The sequence below is a fragment of the Gaiella sp. genome (assembly GCF_035558935.1).
GTDB lineage: Bacteria > Actinomycetota > Thermoleophilia > Gaiellales > Gaiellaceae > Gaiella.
The window spans coordinates 1-16,617 of the sequence record NZ_DATMBZ010000140.1 but is presented as its reverse complement, the minus strand read 5'-3'; the positions used below and the strand labels follow the sequence as shown (position 1 = coordinate 16,617).

11 protein-coding genes and 3 pseudogenes are annotated in these 16,617 nt (G+C 72.5%); 11 read left to right on the top strand and 3 right to left on the bottom strand.

Annotated features, from left to right (window positions below; genetic code table 11):
• Positions 1 to 3,785 (bottom strand): glutamate synthase large subunit (gltB, locus tag VNM44_RS13505; RefSeq protein ID WP_325626411.1); only part of this gene is annotated, 3,785 nt, incomplete at its 3' end.
• A 521-nt stretch (positions 3,786 to 4,306) separates the two neighbouring features.
• Between gltB and VNM44_RS13500 the strand changes: the two genes are divergently transcribed.
• From VNM44_RS13500 to ilvD, 10 genes are all read left to right on the top strand, one after another.
• Positions 4,307 to 5,239 carry an isocitrate/isopropylmalate family dehydrogenase gene (locus VNM44_RS13500; RefSeq protein WP_325626410.1) on the top strand — a complete coding sequence of 311 codons (933 nt, stop codon included), beginning with the start codon at positions 4,307 to 4,309 and terminating at the stop codon, positions 5,237 to 5,239.
• Positions 5,236 to 6,966, top strand: a complete 1,731-nt coding sequence (gene ilvB / locus VNM44_RS13495) for a biosynthetic-type acetolactate synthase large subunit (protein ID WP_325626409.1) — start codon at positions 5,236 to 5,238, stop codon at positions 6,964 to 6,966. The genes VNM44_RS13500 and ilvB overlap by 4 nt, the downstream gene beginning before the upstream one ends.
• Positions 6,963 to 7,478: an acetolactate synthase small subunit gene (ilvN, locus tag VNM44_RS13490; protein WP_325626408.1), complete on the top strand. Its 516-nt coding sequence runs from the start codon at positions 6,963 to 6,965 to the stop codon at positions 7,476 to 7,478. Before ilvB ends, ilvN begins: the two co-directional genes overlap by 4 nt.
• 46 nt (positions 7,479 to 7,524) lie before the next feature.
• Positions 7,525 to 8,520, top strand: coding sequence for a ketol-acid reductoisomerase (gene ilvC / locus VNM44_RS13485; RefSeq protein WP_325626407.1), 996 nt, complete (start codon positions 7,525 to 7,527; stop codon positions 8,518 to 8,520).
• A complete protein-coding gene (locus VNM44_RS13480) occupies positions 8,507 to 9,814 on the top strand; it encodes a homoserine dehydrogenase (protein ID WP_325626406.1) in 1,308 nt (435 codons plus the stop codon). Before ilvC ends, VNM44_RS13480 begins: the two co-directional genes overlap by 14 nt.
• 172 nt (positions 9,815 to 9,986) lie before the next feature.
• Positions 9,987 to 10,970 (top strand): threonine synthase, encoded by a 984-nt coding sequence (gene thrC / locus VNM44_RS13475; protein ID WP_325626405.1) that lies wholly within the window; start codon positions 9,987 to 9,989, stop codon positions 10,968 to 10,970.
• Between the two features lie 72 nt (positions 10,971 to 11,042).
• Positions 11,043 to 11,459 carry a cyclic nucleotide-binding domain-containing protein gene (locus tag VNM44_RS13470; RefSeq protein WP_325626404.1) on the top strand — a complete coding sequence of 139 codons (417 nt, stop codon included), beginning with the start codon at positions 11,043 to 11,045 and terminating at the stop codon, positions 11,457 to 11,459.
• Positions 11,460 to 11,559: 100 nt separating this feature from the next.
• Positions 11,560 to 12,378: a homoserine kinase gene (locus tag VNM44_RS13465; protein WP_325626403.1), complete on the top strand. Its 819-nt coding sequence runs from the start codon at positions 11,560 to 11,562 to the stop codon at positions 12,376 to 12,378.
• Positions 12,375 to 13,082 (top strand): sulfurtransferase, encoded by a 708-nt coding sequence (locus VNM44_RS13460; RefSeq protein ID WP_325626402.1) that lies wholly within the window; start codon positions 12,375 to 12,377, stop codon positions 13,080 to 13,082. The genes VNM44_RS13465 and VNM44_RS13460 overlap by 4 nt, the downstream gene beginning before the upstream one ends.
• 14 nt (positions 13,083 to 13,096) lie before the next feature.
• Positions 13,097 to 14,791, top strand: coding sequence for a dihydroxy-acid dehydratase (ilvD, locus tag VNM44_RS13455; RefSeq protein ID WP_349258045.1), 1,695 nt, complete (start codon positions 13,097 to 13,099; stop codon positions 14,789 to 14,791).
• Positions 14,792 to 14,824: 33 nt separating this feature from the next.
• On the opposite strand, the pseudogene VNM44_RS17205 reads toward ilvD, so the two are convergent.
• Positions 14,825 to 15,322 (bottom strand): annotated as a pseudogene (locus VNM44_RS17205) (VOC family protein); the annotation flags it as partial.
• Positions 15,323 to 15,379: 57 nt separating this feature from the next.
• A pseudogene (locus tag VNM44_RS17200) lies at positions 15,380 to 15,871 on the bottom strand (VOC family protein); the annotation flags it as partial.
• Between the two features lie 300 nt (positions 15,872 to 16,171).
• Here VNM44_RS17200 and VNM44_RS13445 point away from each other — a divergent pair.
• Positions 16,172 to 16,617, top strand: a pseudogene (locus VNM44_RS13445) (hypothetical protein); the annotation flags it as partial.

Genomic DNA, 16,617 nt, shown 5'->3' with positions numbered 1-16,617 from the left:
TAGTCGTTCGCCTCCCCGACGAGCCGCAGCTCGACACCGGCCGTGAGGAACGCGCCGAAGCTCTGACCCGCCGAGCCTTCGAAGCGCGCGCGCACCCGGCCGGCGGGCGGCGCATCCCCGACCGCCTTCGCGATCGCGCCGCCGAGCCGCGCGCCGATCGCGCGGTCGGCGTTCGTCACCTGGTAGGCCGCCTCGACGAGGCGCGCTCCCGTGATCGCCGCCTTGCCCTGGGCGAGCAGCAGGGCACCCAGGCGGTCGCCCTCGTGAGGGACCGGCTGCCCGACGTACCGGGCATGGCCCTGCCCGGTCCGCGCGAGCAATGCGCCGAGGTCGAGCGAGTCCGCCGACGGGTCCCCGGTGCGCCGCTGGCGGAGGAGGTCGACGCGACCGACGGCCTCGTCGAGCGTCCGGAGGCCGAGCCGGGCGAGGTGCTCGCGCACCTCGAGCGCGACGAAGCGCAGGTAGGCCTCGACCATCTCCGGCGTGCCCGCGAACTTCGCGCGGAGCTCGGGTCGTTGGCTCGCGATCCCGACCGGGCACGTGTCGAGGTGGCACGAGCGCACCATCAGGCAGCCCTCGGCGAGCAAGAGCGCGGTCCCGAACGAGAACTCGTCCGCCCCGAGCAGCGCGGCGACGACGACGTCACGCCCCGTCTTGAACCCACCGTCGACACGGACGCGCACCCGGCCGCGGAGGCCGTTCGCGACGAGCGCCTGCTGTGTCTCCGCGAGACCGAACTCCCACGGCGCGCCGGCGTGCTTGATCGACGGCAGGGGGCTGGCGCCGGTGCCGCCGTCCGCGCCCGCGACGTGGACGACGTCGGCGTGGGCCTTCGCGACCCCGGCGGCGATCACGCCGACGCCGCTCGAGGAGACGAGCTTGACCGAGATGTCGGCGTCCGGGTTGACCTCACGCAGGTCGAAGACGAGCTGCGCGAGGTCCTCGATCGAGTAGATGTCGTGGTGCGGCGGCGGCGAGATGAGCGAGACGCCGGGGCTCGTGCCGCGGAGGCGCGCGATCTCCTCGGTCACCTTGTGCGCAGGGATCTGCCCGCCCTCGCCCGGCTTCGATCCCTGCGCGATCTTGATCTGCAGCTCCTCGGCGAACGCCGCGTACTCGGCCGTCACGCCGAACCGGCCCGAGGCGACCTGCTTGATCTTCGAGTTCCGCTCGTCCCGGTAGCGGCTCCGGTCCTCGCCGCCCTCGCCGGAGTTCGAGCGCCCGCCGAGGCGGTTGAGCGCGACCGCGATCGTCTCGTGCGCCTCGGCCGAAAGGGCGCCGTGCGACATCGCGCCACCCGAGAAGCGGCGGACGATGGACTCGACCGGCTCGACCTCGTCGAGCGGAAGCGCGTCGCCGGCCGGTACGAGCTCGAGTAGGTCGCGCGGCTCGAGCGGCGTCCGCTCGTTGACCATCTCCGCAAAGCGGTCGTAGAGGTCCTGCCGTTCGCCCTTCACCGCCTTCACGAGCGCGTGTGCGGCGGTGACGCTGTCCGAAAGGGCGGCCACGACGTCCGGGTCGGTCGCGTGCGGCTCGCCGCCCTTCCGGAACTTGTAGAAGCCGGGGTTCTCGAGCTCGGGCTTCTCGGTGACGCTCGCCGCGAGCCGCGACAGCGCGTCGCGCTCGAGCCGGTCGAGCCCGATCCCGCCGATCGCCGAGGGCGTTCCGCCGAAGAAGCGACGGCAGAGACGACGGTCGAGGCCGACCGCTTCGAAGAGCCGCGCACCGCGGTAGCTCGCGACGTCGGAGATCCCCATCTTCGACATCACCTTGAGCACGCCGTCCTCGAGCGCGCGCAGGAGCCTCGCCTGCGCCTCGGCGGGAGAGGGCCGGTCGCCGCCGACCTTGTCCGTCTCGGCGAGGCGCGCAACCGTCTCGAGCGCGAGGCGCGGACAGACGACGTCGGCGCCGAACCCGACGAGCGTCGCAACCATGTGCGTGTCGCGCGCCTCGTCGGTCGACACGAGGAGCGAGCACGCGGTCCTGAGACCGCGCTCGACGAGACGTCCGTGAGCGGCCGCGAGGGCGAGGAGCGCCGGTACCGGCGCACGTTCGCCGCCCGCCGCGGCGTCGCTGAGGCACAGGACGCTGCTCCCGGACTCGACGAGCGCGACGCAGAGGTCGGCGACCCGCTCGACCGCGGTCGCGAGCCCCTCTTCGGCGGTGAACGTCGCGTCGACGTCGTCCGCCTCGAGCGCCGCGAGCCCGTCGGGCGTCACGAGGAAGGAAGGCAGGACGGAGAGCGGCGGCAGCGCACCCTCCGCGTCGAGCGGCGCGCGCGCGCCGACGAGCGTCGAGACGGACATCACCGCCCGCTCGCGGTAGTGGTCGATCGCAGGGTTCGTCACCTGCGCGAACCGCTGGCGGAAGTACGACGCAAGTGGCCTGCCCCTGCCGGCGAGCGGCGCGATCGGGGCGTCGTCGCCCATCGAGTAGACGGGGTCCTGCCCCGTCTGGGCGATGGGCCGGAGCATCAGCGAGAGCTCCTCGCGCGTGTAGCCGTGGAGGGCATGCCGGGCCGCGAGATCCGCCTCCGGCGGGGGCAGCGGCTCGCCCTGCTCCGCGAAGCGGACACTCTCCTCGACCCACGAGGAGTACGGCTTCCGCGACGCGAGCTCCCGCTTCAGCTCGCCGTCGAAGAGGAGCCCGCGACGCGGGTCGATCGAGAGCAGCTGGCCGGGGCCGAGCCGTGCTCGCCGGACGGCCGCACCGTCGGACAGCGGCACCGCGCCCGCCTCGGACGAGACGGCGACGAGCCCGTCGTCGCACACGGCGACGCGCAACGGCCGCAGCCCGTTCCGGTCGAGCGCCGCGCCACAGACGACGCCGTCCGAGTAGACGAGGCCGGCCGGTCCGTCCCAGGGCTCGGCGAGCATCGCGTGGTAGCGGTGCATCGCGCGCTGCGCGTCGTCGATCCGGGGGTCGTTCTGCCAGGCGGGCGGCACGAGGAGCGTCACCGCCTCGCGGACGTCGAGCCCGGCCCGCACGAGCAGGTCGAGCGCGTTGTCGAGCAACGCGGAGTCGGACCCGCTGCGGTCGAGTGCGGGCGCGAGGGCTGGATCGAGCCCGCGCGCTCGCTCGCGCGCCTCCATCCATTCGACGTTGCCCTCGATCGTGTTGATCTCGCCGTTGTGGCACAGGAACCGGAACGGCTGCGCGCGCTCCCAGCTCGGCTCGGTGTTCGTCGAGAACCGCTGGTGGAAGATCGCCCACGCCGCAGTCCAGGCGGGATCGGCGAGGTCGGGATAGAAGCTCGCGAGCTGCGTGGCGGCGCAGAGCGCCTTGTACGTCACCGTGCGGAAGGAAAGCGACGCGACATAGATACCGTCGACCCGCTCCGCCCGGCGGCGCGCGCGGTGCGCTCGGAGCTCCGCGTCGGGCTCGGCACACGGCGCGAGCACGAGCTGCGCGATCCGCGGCATGCTCGCGGTCGCCGTCGAGCCGAGCGCGGCGACGTCGTGCGGCACGTCGCGCCACCCGAACGGCTCGAGACCCTCCGCGCGGCACGCGTCCTCGACGATCCCCCGGAGCCACGGCTCGCGCAGGAAGCACATCGCCACACCAGCGCCCTCGTGCCCCGTCAAGGCCGAATGGAGCGGCAGCAGGACGCCCGCGCCGTCGCCCGTGACCCCGTCGGCCGCCCACGCGCCGCGGTGCGAGACCGCCGCGAGGCCGGCCAGCGCGCGGTCGACGAGCTCGCGCGATGCCCGCCCGTTCGCATCGGCGACGAGCCCGATCCCGCAGGCGTCTCGCTCGGCTGTCGTGTCGTGGAGCTGGGTTGTCACGGGGAGACGTACCGCCTTTCGTGCACACGTCGATGATGAGCCTCCCGCCGGTCTGTGGGCTGCTAGCTGGCGGGGGCGGGAGGTGGTCGCCGGCTAGCGCCGTTTCGAGGCGATGAACGCAATCGGCGAGATCGGGGCTACGAGCGCCCCGGCACGGCTACGCGTACGTGTTCTCGCGGCGCGATCCATCGATGATCGATCGTAGTGGGTGACGGGCCTAGCCGCAAGCACGGCGGGACCCGACGAAGGTCGAATTGACAGCGGCCCCCCGCTTCGGGCACTCTGAGACCCGATGACGCTCTGCCACGCCGTACCCGTACGTCCTCTCGTACCGCGCCCCGCGGTGGCGATCGGCGGCGGCATCGAGCTCATCCTGATTCTCCCCGTCTAGGGGAGATCGACGCTCACGCGCCATCCGTGGCGCACACGCCGACCGAGACCCAGAAGAGGTGCGTCCGCCGGGCGTGCCGAGCGAGAGGAGCTCCACCGATGTCCACCTTCCCCACACCCAACCGATTCCGATGACCGGCCGTCGCACGTACGTCGTCGCCTGCCTCGCCGGCCATGGGATCGGCCCCGAGATCACGGCCGCCGCGAGCCGCGCCCTCGCGCGCCTCGCCCGCGAGCACGGCTTCGACGTCGAGGAGCTGCATCCGCCCTTCGACACAGAGGCGCTCACCCGTTCCGGTCACCTGCTGCCCACCGCGACGCGCCAGGCGACCGCGAGCGCGGACGCCGTCCTCGTCGCCGGCGACACCGCCCCGGCGCTGGCGGGGCTCCGCGCGGCGCTCGACCTCGGTGCCCGCGTGACGCGGGTGCTCGACGACACGGGCGAAGTGACGGCGTTCGCCCCGCTCGACGAGACCGCCGTGGACTGGACGCTCCAGCGGGCCTTCGCGACAGCAAAGAACCGCTCCGGGCGCCTGACGTCGGTCGGCGTCTCCGAGACCTGGACGCAACGCGTCGACCGTCACGCCGACCGGCACACGGGCGTCGAGGTCGAGCACGTGACGCTGACGGAGGCGCTGCGTCGGCTCACCGTCGGCTCGACCGGCGTGCTCGCCGCCGAGGGCGTGCTGGGCGACGCCGTCGCGGAAGCCCCGCGGCTCGGTGGACGGCGCCGGCTCGTGGCCTCGGGACAGCTCTCGGCGACAGGACCGAGCCTGTTCGGCCCGGCCGAAGGGACGACGAGCGACCTCGCGGGCCACGGCGTCGCGGACCCGAGCCCGATGCTGCTCGCGACCGCTCTGCTCCTCTCCGAGGGCCTTGGCCGTCACTCCGCCGGCGAGGCGCTCGAGGAGAGCCTCACCGCGGCACTGCGCGCCGCCCAGCGTCCGGCCGCGTACCAGGGGACGAGCGTCACCGCGACGAGCCGCGAGTTCGTCGACGCGGTGCTGGGCCTGCTGCGCAGCGCACGCCGCGACACCGAGTTCGCGCTGGGGGTCGGCCCATGACGATGACAGGCGGCGACGCGATCCTCCGCTCCCTCGAGGCGGAGGACGTGGACGTGATGTTCGGCATCCCCGGCGGCGCGATCATGCCGACGTACGACGCGATGGCGCGCGGGACGGCCGTCCGTCACGTCCTCGCGCGCCACGAGCAGGGCGCGGGCCACATGGCGCAGGGCTACGCCCGCGCGTCCGGCCGCGTCGGGGTCGCGATCGCGACCTCCGGCCCCGGGGCGACGAACCTCGTCACACCGATCGCCGACGCGTGGATGGATTCGACGCCGCTCGTCTGCATCACCGGCCAGGTGCGCTCGAGCCTGATCGGCACGGACGCGTTTCAGGAGTGCGACATCACCGGGATCACCATGCCGATCGTGAAGCACTCGTGGCTCGTGCAGGACGCCCGCGAGCTGGGCGCGACGCTCAAGGCGGCGTTCCACGTCGCGCGCTCGGGACGGTGCGGGCCGGTGCTCGTGGACATCCCGCGCGACGTCCAGGAGGCGACCGTGGACTTCTCGTACCCCGCGGAGGTCGACCTTCCCGGCTGGCGGCCCCCGACGAAGGTGCACCCGCTCCAGGTCAGGGAGGCGGCCCGCGTGATCGCAACGGCGCGGAAGCCCGTGCTCTACGTGGGCGGCGGGACGCTCAACGGTGACGCCTGCGCGGAGCTGCTGCGCCTGGCCGAGGCCGGCTCGCTCCCGGTCGTCACGACGCTGATGGGCAAGAGCGCCTTCCCCGAGACGCACGAGCTCCATTTCGGCTGGCCGGGCATGCACGGGGCGAAGTGGTCGAACCTCGCGCTGAACTCGTGCGACGTGCTGGTCGCGATCGGCGCGCGGTTCGACGACCGCGTCACCGGGAAGCTCTCCGCGTTCGCGCCGGGGGCGACGGTCGTCCACCTCGACATCGACCCCGCGGAGATCTCGAAGCTCCGCGACGCGGACATCCCCGTCGTCGGTCCGCTGCGGACCGCTGTCGCGGCGCTTGCGGACGAGGTCGTACGGCATCGCGCGGAGCACGCGCCGGTGCCCGAGACATGGCTCGCACAGCTCCGCGCCTGGCGAGAGCAGTATCCGCTCCGCTACGGCACGAGCGAGGAGTGGCTCAAGCCGCAGCAGGTCCTGCAGTCGCTCCAGCGGTTGACGGCCGGGAGCGACGTGATCGTCACGACCGGCGTCGGTCAGCACCAGATGTGGGCCATGCAGTACGTCCTCTCCGAGCGGCCGCGGAGCTTCATCACCTCGGGCGGCCTCGGGACGATGGGCTACGGCATCCCGGCGGCGATCGGCGCCAAGGCGGCGAGACCGGAGGCGAAGGTCGTCTGCGTCGACGGCGACGGGTGCTTCCAGATGACGGCGCAGGAGCTCGTGACGGCGACACTCGAGGATCTGCCGATCGTGGTCGTCCTCGTCAACAACGCCCACCTCGGGATGGTCACGCAGTGGCAGGACATGTTCTTCGACGGACGGCGCTCGCACGTGCACCTGACCTCGCAGCTGCCCGACTACGCGCGGCTCGCCGAGGCGTACGGCGGCGTCGGCATGGTCGTCACGGACGAGGCCCAGCTGGACGCCGCGCTCGCCGAGGCGCTCGAGCTCGACCGCACGGTGGTCGTCGACTGCCGTGTCGACCCCGCGGAGCAGGTCTTCCCGATGATCCCGGCCGGCGCTGCCGCGCTCGACATGCTCGAGTACTCGGACGCGGGCGAGAACATGGAGGTCAGAGCACTGTGAAGCACACGCTGTCCGTCGTCGTCGAAGACCGGCCGGGAGCGCTGACGCGGATCACGACGATGTTCGCGCGTCGCGGATTCAACATCGAGTCGCTCGCCGTCGGGCCCACCGAGCGCCCAGGCGTCTCCTGCATCACCCTCCGCGTGGACTGCACGCAGCACTCGCTCGAGCAGATCGAGAAGCAGATCCACAAGCTCGTCAACGTCCTCCGAGTGACCGAGCTCGTCGCCGGCGAGGCCGTCGAGCGCGAGCTACTCGTCGTTCGCGTCTCCGCCGCCCCCGAGAAGCGGGCCGAACTCGTCACGACCGCCGAGGCGCTCGGCGGGCGGCTCCTCGACGTCGGGCCGGACGCGGTCGTCCTCGAGCTCACGGGCACGCCCGAGGAGCTCGACGCGTTCCACGAGCTCTGCCACCCGTACGGGATTCTCGATCTCGTGCGCACTGGACGGATCGGCGTCCCCCGCTCCTCGTCCCGAAGACGGGCGCCGCGCCGTCTCGCCGCGATCAACTGATCTCGCGCGGTATATCTCGCCCCATCCCCAGCGAAAGGACGGACGCATGGCCAGGATCCTCCGCGACGGCGACCTCTCCCTCCTCGACGGCACCGTGGCCGTCGTCGGCTACGGCAGCCAGGGCCACGCCCACGCGCTCAACCTCCACGACTCGGGGGTCAAGGTCGTCGTCGGCCTGCGCGATGGCTCGTCGTCGTGGAGCGCGGCGGAGGAGGCCGGGCTCGAGGTGCGTCCGATCGCCGAGGCCGTCCGCGGCGCCCAGCTCGTCTCACTGCTGCTGCCCGACCAGGTCCAGCCCCAGGTCTTCACCGAGGACGTCGAGCCCACGCTCGACCCGGCGGCGACGATCCTCTTCGCCCACGGCTTCAACGTCCTCTACGAGCGGATCGCGCCCGCCGTCGGCCACGACGTCGTGATGGTCGCTCCGAAAGGCCCGGGCCACGTCGTGCGGCGGCTCTTCACCGAGGGGCTCGGCACGCCGGCGCTGATCGCTGTCCACCAGGACGCCTCGGGACGTGCGCGCGACGTCGCGCTCGCGTACGCGGTCGGCATCGGCGCGGGGCGGGCGGGGATCCTCGAGACGTCGTTCCGCGAGGAGACCGAGACCGACCTGTTCGGCGAGCAGGCCGTGCTCTGCGGCGGCACGACGGAGCTGATCCGCGCGGGCTTCGAGACGCTCGTCGCGGCCGGCTACCAGCCCGAGGTCGCCTACTACGAGTGCCTCCACGAGCTGAAGCTGATCGTCGACCTGATCTGGGAGGGCGGCCTGCAGCACATGCGCTGGTCGATCTCCGACACGGCCGAGTTCGGCGACTACGTGAGCGGGCCCCGGGAGATCGACTCGCACGTGCGCGAGCGGATGCAGGCCGTCCTCGACGACATCCGCTCGGGCCAGTTCGCGAAGGTGTGGATCGCGGAGATGGAGAGCGGCGAGGCGGGCCTCAAGGGGCACCGGGCCGAAGCCGCGAACCAGCTGATCGAGCAGGTGGGCGAGGAGCTCCGCTCGCTCATGCGCCGCGAGGACACGAGTGCAGTCGGTTGACGTTCCCGTAGCTCTCCTCGGCTACGGGACCGTCGGCGCGGCCGTCCACCGCCTGCTTTCCGAGCAGGGCGACGAGATCGAGCGCGCGACCGGGCATCGCCTGCGGGTCGTCCGGGCGCTCGTCCGCGACCCGGCGCGCGAGCGAGCGTTCGACGCCGGGCCGGGCGTCCTCACGACCGAGATCGGGGACGTGCTCGACGACCCGTCGATCCGACTCGTCGCCGAGGTGATGGGCGGAGTCGAGCCGGCGGGCGACCACGTCCTCCGTCTGCTCCGGTCAGGCCGCTCCGTCGTGACGGCCAACAAGCAGCTCGTTGCGCGGCACGGCGCCGAGCTCTTCGAGGCCGCGGCGGCGGCGGGAGCGCAGCTGCGCTTCGAGGCGTCCGTCTGCGCGGCGATCCCGGTGATCAAGGTGCTGCGCGAGTCGCTGGTCGTCACCAACGTGCACCGCGTGCTCGGGATCGTCAACGGCACGACGAACTTCATCCTCTCCGCGATGAGCGAGGGCCGCTCGTACGCCGACGCTCTCACGGAGGCACAGCGCCTCGGCTACGCAGAGGCCGATCCCACCGACGACGTCGCGGGCCTCGACGCGGCGGCAAAGATGGCGATCCTGGCCACCGTCGCGTTCGGCTGCCGCGTGCCGCTCTCCTGGGTCGAGGTCGAGGGGATCGAAGGGGTGCGCGAGGAGCACGTCGAGGCGGCCCGCCAGCTCGACATGCGGGTCAAGCTCCTCGGCCGGGCGACGTTCGCCCACGGCCGCGTCGACGTCCGCGTCGGTCCCGCGTTCGTCGACGCCCACCACCCGCTGGCCGCGGTCGACGGCGCGTTCAACGCCGTGATGCTCCAGGGCGATGCGATCCGCGAGATCACGCTCGAGGGGCCGGGCGCCGGCGGCATCGAGACGGCGAGTGCGGTCGTCGCCGATCTCGTGTCGATCGTCGGCACGACCGGGACCGGCTTCCTGCAAGGCGACCCTGTCTGGCACCAGATCGAGCGGATGCCGCCGGGAGAGCTCTCGTCGCTCTGGTACCTGCGCCTTCTCGTGGACGACCGCGCCGGCGTGCTCGCCCGGCTCGCGCAGGAGCTCGCGGTCGAGGGCGTGTCGGTCGCGCGGCTCGTCCAGCAGCCGGCGAACGGACACGCCGTCCTCCACGTCGTGACGCACGAGGCGCCGGCAGGACAGGTCGAGGCGGCGCTCGCGGCGATCAGGCTGCTGCCGGAATCGCGAGGAGAGGCGACCGCGCTGCCCGTGGTCTCGGAGCGCGGGGTCGAGGAGCTCGGCTGGGCGTGACGCGCCAGTACGGTGTCCGGCACCTTCGTGCCCGAATCGTGACCGACACTCCACAGGAACCAGCGCTCACGCGCGCGCCAGCCGCTGCGGCGGACGGTCTCAGAGACCGTTCTCTGTCAAGGGGGAATCGTGCCGATCGTGTGCCGGTCGCTCCACAGATGTGCGGCGACCAGTGACCGTCCCGCTGATCGAGCGCTTCCGCGACCGGCTCCCCGTCTCGGCGGCGACGCCCGTCGTGACGCTGGGCGAAGGATCGACGCCGCTCCTGCCCGCACCAAGGCTCGCGCGCGCCGCCGGCGTCCGCGAGCTCTGGCTCAAGTGGGAGGCCTCCAACCCGACCGGCTCCTACAAGGACCGCGGGATGACGCTCGCGGTCTCGAAGGCGCTCGAAGAGGGGGCCGGAGCAGTGCTCTGCGCCTCGACCGGCAACACGGCGGCGAGCGCCGCCGCCTACGCGGCACGCGCCGGCCTACCCGCGGTCGTGCTCACGCCGCAGGGGGCCGTGGCGGGGGCGAAGCTCGCGCAGACTCGGATGCTCGGCGCGAGCGTGCTCGAGGTCCGCGGGGACTTCGACGCCGCGCTCGGGGCGGCACAGGAGCTCGCCCGCCGCGGCACCCACGTCCTCGTCAACTCCCTGAACCCGTACCGGCGCGCGGGGCAGAAGACGGCGGTGCTCGAGATCGTCGAGGAGCTCGGCGGCGCGCCCGACGCGTTCGTCCTCCCGTACGGCGGAGGCGGCAACACCTCCGCCTACGCGCAGGCACTCGCGGAGCTGGGCCTCGACACGCCGATCGTCTCGGTCGAGGCCGAGAACCGACGCGAGACACTCGCCACCGCGATCCGGATCGGCGACCCCGTGCACGCCGCGGCCGTCCGCGCAGCGCACGCCCGCGTGCTCCACGTCGACGACGACGAGATCGTGTCCACGTGGCGCCTCCTCGCCGCCCAGGAGGGGCTCTTCTGCGAGCCCTCCTCGGCCGCGGGGCTCGCAGCCGTCCTCCGCGGCGACGTCGAGGGCGATCGGCTCGCGGTCACGATCACGGGGCACGGCCTGAAGGATCCGGCCATCGCCGACCGCCTGGCCGCGACGCCGGTCGAGGTGGACCCCGATCCCGACGCGATCGCCGCCGCCTCCGCTGCGAGGCCGGCGTCCTAGCACCGGCGCGGTCGACCCCGGCCGCGCGATTCCGCAAGTGCGGATGCGCACATTCACGTCTATGCTGGTCGGGTGCGACTCCGGAGAGATGCCAAGCTCGACCTCCTGAAGGAGGTGCCGCTCTTCGCGAGATGCTCGAAGGCGGACCTGAGGCAGATCGCGACGCTCGCGGACGAGATCGACGTGGACGAGGGACGCACCCTGATCCGCGAGGGCGCGTACGGACAGGAGTTCTTCGTGGTGGTGGACGGCTCGCTGCGCGTGAGCCGCAAGGGCAAGAGGGTGGCCGACCTCGGCGCCGGTGACGTCGTCGGTGAGATAGCTCTGGTGGCCGACGTGCCGCGCACGGCGACGGTGACTGCGTCCACCCCGGCGCACGTCCTCGTGCTGACGGATCGCGGCTTCCGCGACCTGCTCGCGCAGTCGCCGTCGATCGCCACCAGCATCCTCCAGACGCTCGGCGAGCGCCTGCACTCGGACGCGCTCTGATCTCCGGCCGCGAGGGCGGCCGGGGCCAAGTCCCTCCGCGCCGCCTGCCGAGGCTCCCCCAAGCGGCGCCCGCTCGCGCGGGAAGCGCTAGAAGAGCATCGTGATCTTTCGCGCGCCCGCGACGTCCGCCAACCTCGGCCCCGGGTTCGACTGCGCGGCAGTCGCGCTCGACCTCTGGAACGAGCTCGAGGTGACCGAGGGCGACGGCGACGGTGTCGCCGTCGAGGGTGAGGGCGCCGGCGAGCTCCCCGGTGACGACACGAACCTCGCCCTGCGCGCGTACGGGCTGCTTGCAGATCCCGCGGGCAAGCGGTTCCGCTTCACGAACCGCATCCCGCTCGAGCGGGGGCTCGGCTCGTCGGCCTCCGCCATCGCGCTCGGCCTGGTAGCGGCTCGGCCCGACCTGCCGGCCGAGGAGCTCCTGGCCGCCGGTCTGGCGCTCGAGCGCCACGCCGACAACCTCGCCGCGGCGCTCGTCGGCGGCGTCACGCTCACGTGGCAGGGCCGCGTCGTCCGCATCGCCGACACGCTGCCGCTGACCCCGGTCGCCATCGTCCCGCGCGAGCGGACGTCGACCGAGGCCTCCCGCCGCACGCTCCCCGCAACCGTCTCGCATGCCGACGCCGCCGCCAACGCCGCGCATGCCGCACTCCTCGCCGCAGGCGCGGCGGCAGGCGACGCCGAGCTCTTCGCAGCCGGGCTCGACGACCGGCTGCACGAGCCCTACCGGCCGTCCGCCGCGCTCGAGGCGGTGAAGACCGACCTGCCGCCGGGCGCCCGCGGCGCGACGCTCTCGGGCTCGGGTCCCAGCGTGATCGTCTGGGCGGACGACGCCGAGGCATGCGCGCGCGACCTCGAGGGCCGGTTCCCGGAACACGACGTCCTCGTCCTCGACGTCTCCCCGACAGGAGCGCTGTGAGCGTCCGCCTCGCCGACTGCCGCCCGCGGGACGCCTACGAGGCCGGGCACCTCCCCGGCGCCGTCCATTTCGACCCCGAGACGACGCTCTCGTCTCCGACGGGCGACCCGTCGCTGGGCGGCCGCCACCCGCTGCCGGACCCGTATGCCCTCGGCGCCGCCTTCGCGGCCGCAGGCATCGGCCCCGAGACGTTCGTCCTGGCACTGGACGAGGGAACGGGCTGGGCGGCGCGCTGCTGGTGGCTCCTCCGCCACCTCGGCCACGACCTCTGCGGCACGTTCGACCAGCGCGCCTACGTCGGTCCGCTCACGACCGACGAGCCGCGCGTCGAGCGAGCTGCCTTCGTGCCCCACGTTCGCGACGACGACACGATCGAGGCCGAGGAGATCCGCGCGCGGCTCGCCGACCCGTCGCTCGTCCTCTACGACGCCCGCGCAACCGAGCGCTGGCGAGGCGACGTGGAGCCGCTCGACCCGGTCGCGGGCCGCATTCCCGGCTCGCGAAATGCGTATTTCGAGCTCCCGCTGCCGGAAGACGCGACGGCGCCGCCCGAGGTCGCAACGTACTGCGGCTCAGGCGTGACCGCGGCCGTCATCGCGCAGCGCCTCGTGCTCGCAGGGCGCGAGGACGTCAGGCTCTACCCCGGCTCCTTCAGCGAATGGTGCCGCGACCCGTCCAACCCGATCGAGAGAGGCGACCCGTGACGACTCCGTACGACATCCCGTCCGACCCCGCAAAGCGCCGCAGCGCAGCGCTCACCGACGGCCCCGACCGCGCCGGCGCCCGCGCGATGCTGAAGGGCACCGGCTTCACCGACGAGGACCTGGCGAAGCCGATCGTCGGCGTCGGTACGACCTGGATCGAGACGATGCCGTGCAACCTGAACCAGCGCGACCTCGCGGTCCACGTGAAGCGCGGCGTCCGCGACGCGGGCGGGACGCCCATGGAGTTCAACACGATCGCCGTCTCGGACGGCGTCTCGATGGGGACGTCCGGGATGCGTGCGTCGCTGATCTCGCGGGAGGTGATCGCCGACTCCATCGAGCTCGTCGCGCGCGGCCATCTGTTCGACGGCCTCGTCATGCTCGTCGCCTGCGACAAGACGAACCCGGGCGCGGCGATGGCCGTCGGCCGCCTCGACATCCCGGCCGTCGTCTCCTACACGGGCTCGATCGCACCGGGCCTCTACCGGCAGCGCGAGGTGTCGGTCGGCGACGTGTACGAGGGCATCGGCGCTCACGCGGCCGGGAAGCTGACGGACGAGGACCTCCACGAGCTCGAGTCGGTCGCGTGCCCGGGCGCGGGAGCGTGCGGCGGTCAGTTCACGGCGAACACGATGTCGACGATCCTCGACTTCCTCGGCCTCTCGCCGTTTGGCACGAACGGGATCCCCGCGATGCACCGCGCGAAGGAGGAGGCCGCGTACGAGCTCGGCCGGCTTGCGGTGAAGCTCGTCCGCGACAACGTCACGCCCCGCTCGTACGTCACGAAGGAGTCGTTCGAGAACGCGGTCGCCTCCGTCGCCGCCACCGGCGGCTCGACGAACGCGGTGCTCCATCTCGTGGCGATCGCCCGCGACTTCGGGATCGACTTCACGATCGACGACTTCGAGCGGGTCTCGGCGCAGACGCCGATCGTGGCCGACATGAAGCCCTGGGGCCGCTGGCACGCGAACGACATGTACGCCGCGGGCGGGGTCGCGCTCGTGGCGCGCGAGCTCCGCAAGCAGGGCCTTCTCCACGTGGATTCCCACACCGTCGACGGCAAGACGCTGGGCGAGCACGCGGATGCCGCGAGCGAGACGGAGGGGCAGACGGTCGTCGTCCCCATCGAGTCGCCGCTCAAGGCGCGCGGCGGCGTCGCCGTGCTCTACGGCAATCTCGCGCCCGAGGGCTGCGCGGTGAAGCTCGCCGGGCACGAGCGCACCGTGCACCGAGGCCCCGCCCGGGTGTTCGACTCCGAGGAGGACTGCTTCGCGGCGGTGAAGGAGGGCGCGATCGCTCCCGGCGACGTCGTCGTCATCCGCTACGAGGGCCCGCACGGCGGCCCCGGCATGCGGGAGATGCTCCACGTCACGGGCGCGATCGTCGGCGAGGGGCTCTCCGACTCGGTCGCGCTGATCACGGACGGCCGCTTCTCCGGCGCGACGCACGGGTTCATGGTCGGCCACGTCGCGCCCGAGGCCTCGAAAGGCGGGCCGATCGCAGCGCTGCGCGAGGGCGACACCGTCGTGATCGACGTCGACCGCCACGTCCTCGAGGTCGAGCTCGACGAGGCGGAGCTCGCCGCCCGTCTCGCGGACTGGGCCGAGCCCGAGCCGCGCTACCGCCGCGGCGCGCTCGCGAACTACGCGACGCTCGTCTCGTCGGCCTCCCAGGGCGCGGTGACGGTGTCGCACTACGAGCAGGTGTGACGGGAGCGGGCCGGCAGGCCCGCTCCCGCACTGCTACGGCCGGTTGTCGCGCGGGTCCCAGAGCGGGATCGGCGCGGTCGCGGCGTACGCCTCGCCCTGGGGGTAGCTGATCAGCTCGATGTACGTCCCGAACGGCGCTCGGAAGTAGTTGATCGTCTGGCCGGCGGCAGGGCCGTCGGTCACGGGCAGCGGACCGAGGAGCTTGTGCGCCCCGAGCGCTTCCATGCGGGCGACCGCCTTGTCGATGTGGCGGACGTAGAAGGCGATGTGCTTGCCGCCGAAGTCGGAGTTCTTCCGGAACGTCTTGTCCTGGTCGGGCGACGAGTACTGGAAGAGCTCGACGCTCGGGCCGTCGCCGCAGCGCACGTGCTGGATCCGCTCGACGACGGCGCGGGGGTGGACGTCGAGGAGATCCTGGATGAACGTGCCCGTCGGGTCGGCGAACGGCCCGAAGGCGAGCGGCGACGAGCACCCGAGCACGTCCTCGAACCACCCGACGGCGCTCGGAACGTCCGGAACGGTGATGCCGACGTGGTCGATCCCGAGGAGGCCGGGCACGCTCGTCACGACGGCATCGGTGCCGTTCCGCTTCGGCGACCAGAGCGGACGGCTCGGGTCGCGCTCGTACGCCATTCCGTTCGGATAGCTGATCAGCTCGATGTACGTCCGAAACGGCGTGCGGAAGTAGTTGATCGACTGTCCGGCGGCCGGCCCGTCCGTGACCGGGAGCGGGCCGAGGAACTTCTGCGCGCCCTTCGAGACCATGTATGCGACCGCAGCGTCGATATCGGTCACGTAGAAGGCGATGTGGTGCCCCGCCCAGTCGGAGTTCTTCGGGAAGGTCGTCCGCTGGTCGGGTGCCGTGTACTTGAACAGCTCGATGTTGGCGCTCCGGCCGCAGCGGACCATCGTGATCTGCTCGACCACCGCGCGCGGATCCACGTCGAGCAGGTCCTGCATGAACGTGCCGGTCGGGTCGGAGAACGGCCCGAAGGTGAGCGGCGCCACGCAGCCCATCACGTCCTCGAACCAGGCTACGGCCTGATCGATGTCCGGAACGGTGATGCCCACGTGGTCCATTCCCACGAGGCCGAGCTGGCCGTTCGCGTTGCCGGGCGCGCCGGCGCCCGGCCCGGCGGCCGGGGCGGAGGCCACGGACAGCGCCGCCACGAGCGCCGCACCGAGGACGGCGAGCACGGCCGGCAGCGCACGGATCGGATGGGTCATCGCGTCTCCCCTTTCGCGGCTCCATGCCGTTGTGACATGTCAGACGAGCCTACGACGCGGTCTGCACGCTCGTCAACCGTGACACGCCCTCGGCGGCGGGCGCTCGCGAGGGCTTGTCCGCCTGCCATGGACGGCCGATAGTGCGAGTGCACCGTGCCGTTCAGACGACTCGCTCCCCTTGCGCTCCTCGCCGCGGTCCTCCTGACCCCCGGCGCCCGCGGAGCCCCGCCCTCCGAATGGGTGCGGATCGACCATCCCGCGCTGCACGGCGGCTCGTACATCTCGTACGTCAACGGCGTGGTTGCGCCGGAGGGCGGCGCGGGGTGGCTGGCCGGCGGTTACGTCGTCGATCCCGACGGCGTCCGCACACCGTCCGTCTGGTCTTCCTCGGACGGTGCGTCATGGCGCAGGACGACGCTTCCGGCCACGACGTCGCGAGAGCGGCGGGATGGTGTCATGCACATCGCCCGTCGCCACGGCGTGGTGGTCGCGCTCGGCGACCGGTTCGAGGGACTTCTCAGACCAGCCGCGTGGCGCGGAAGCGGCGGCTCGTGGGTTGCGCTGTCCGACGTTTCCAGCCCTCTCCTGTCCTTCTCGGG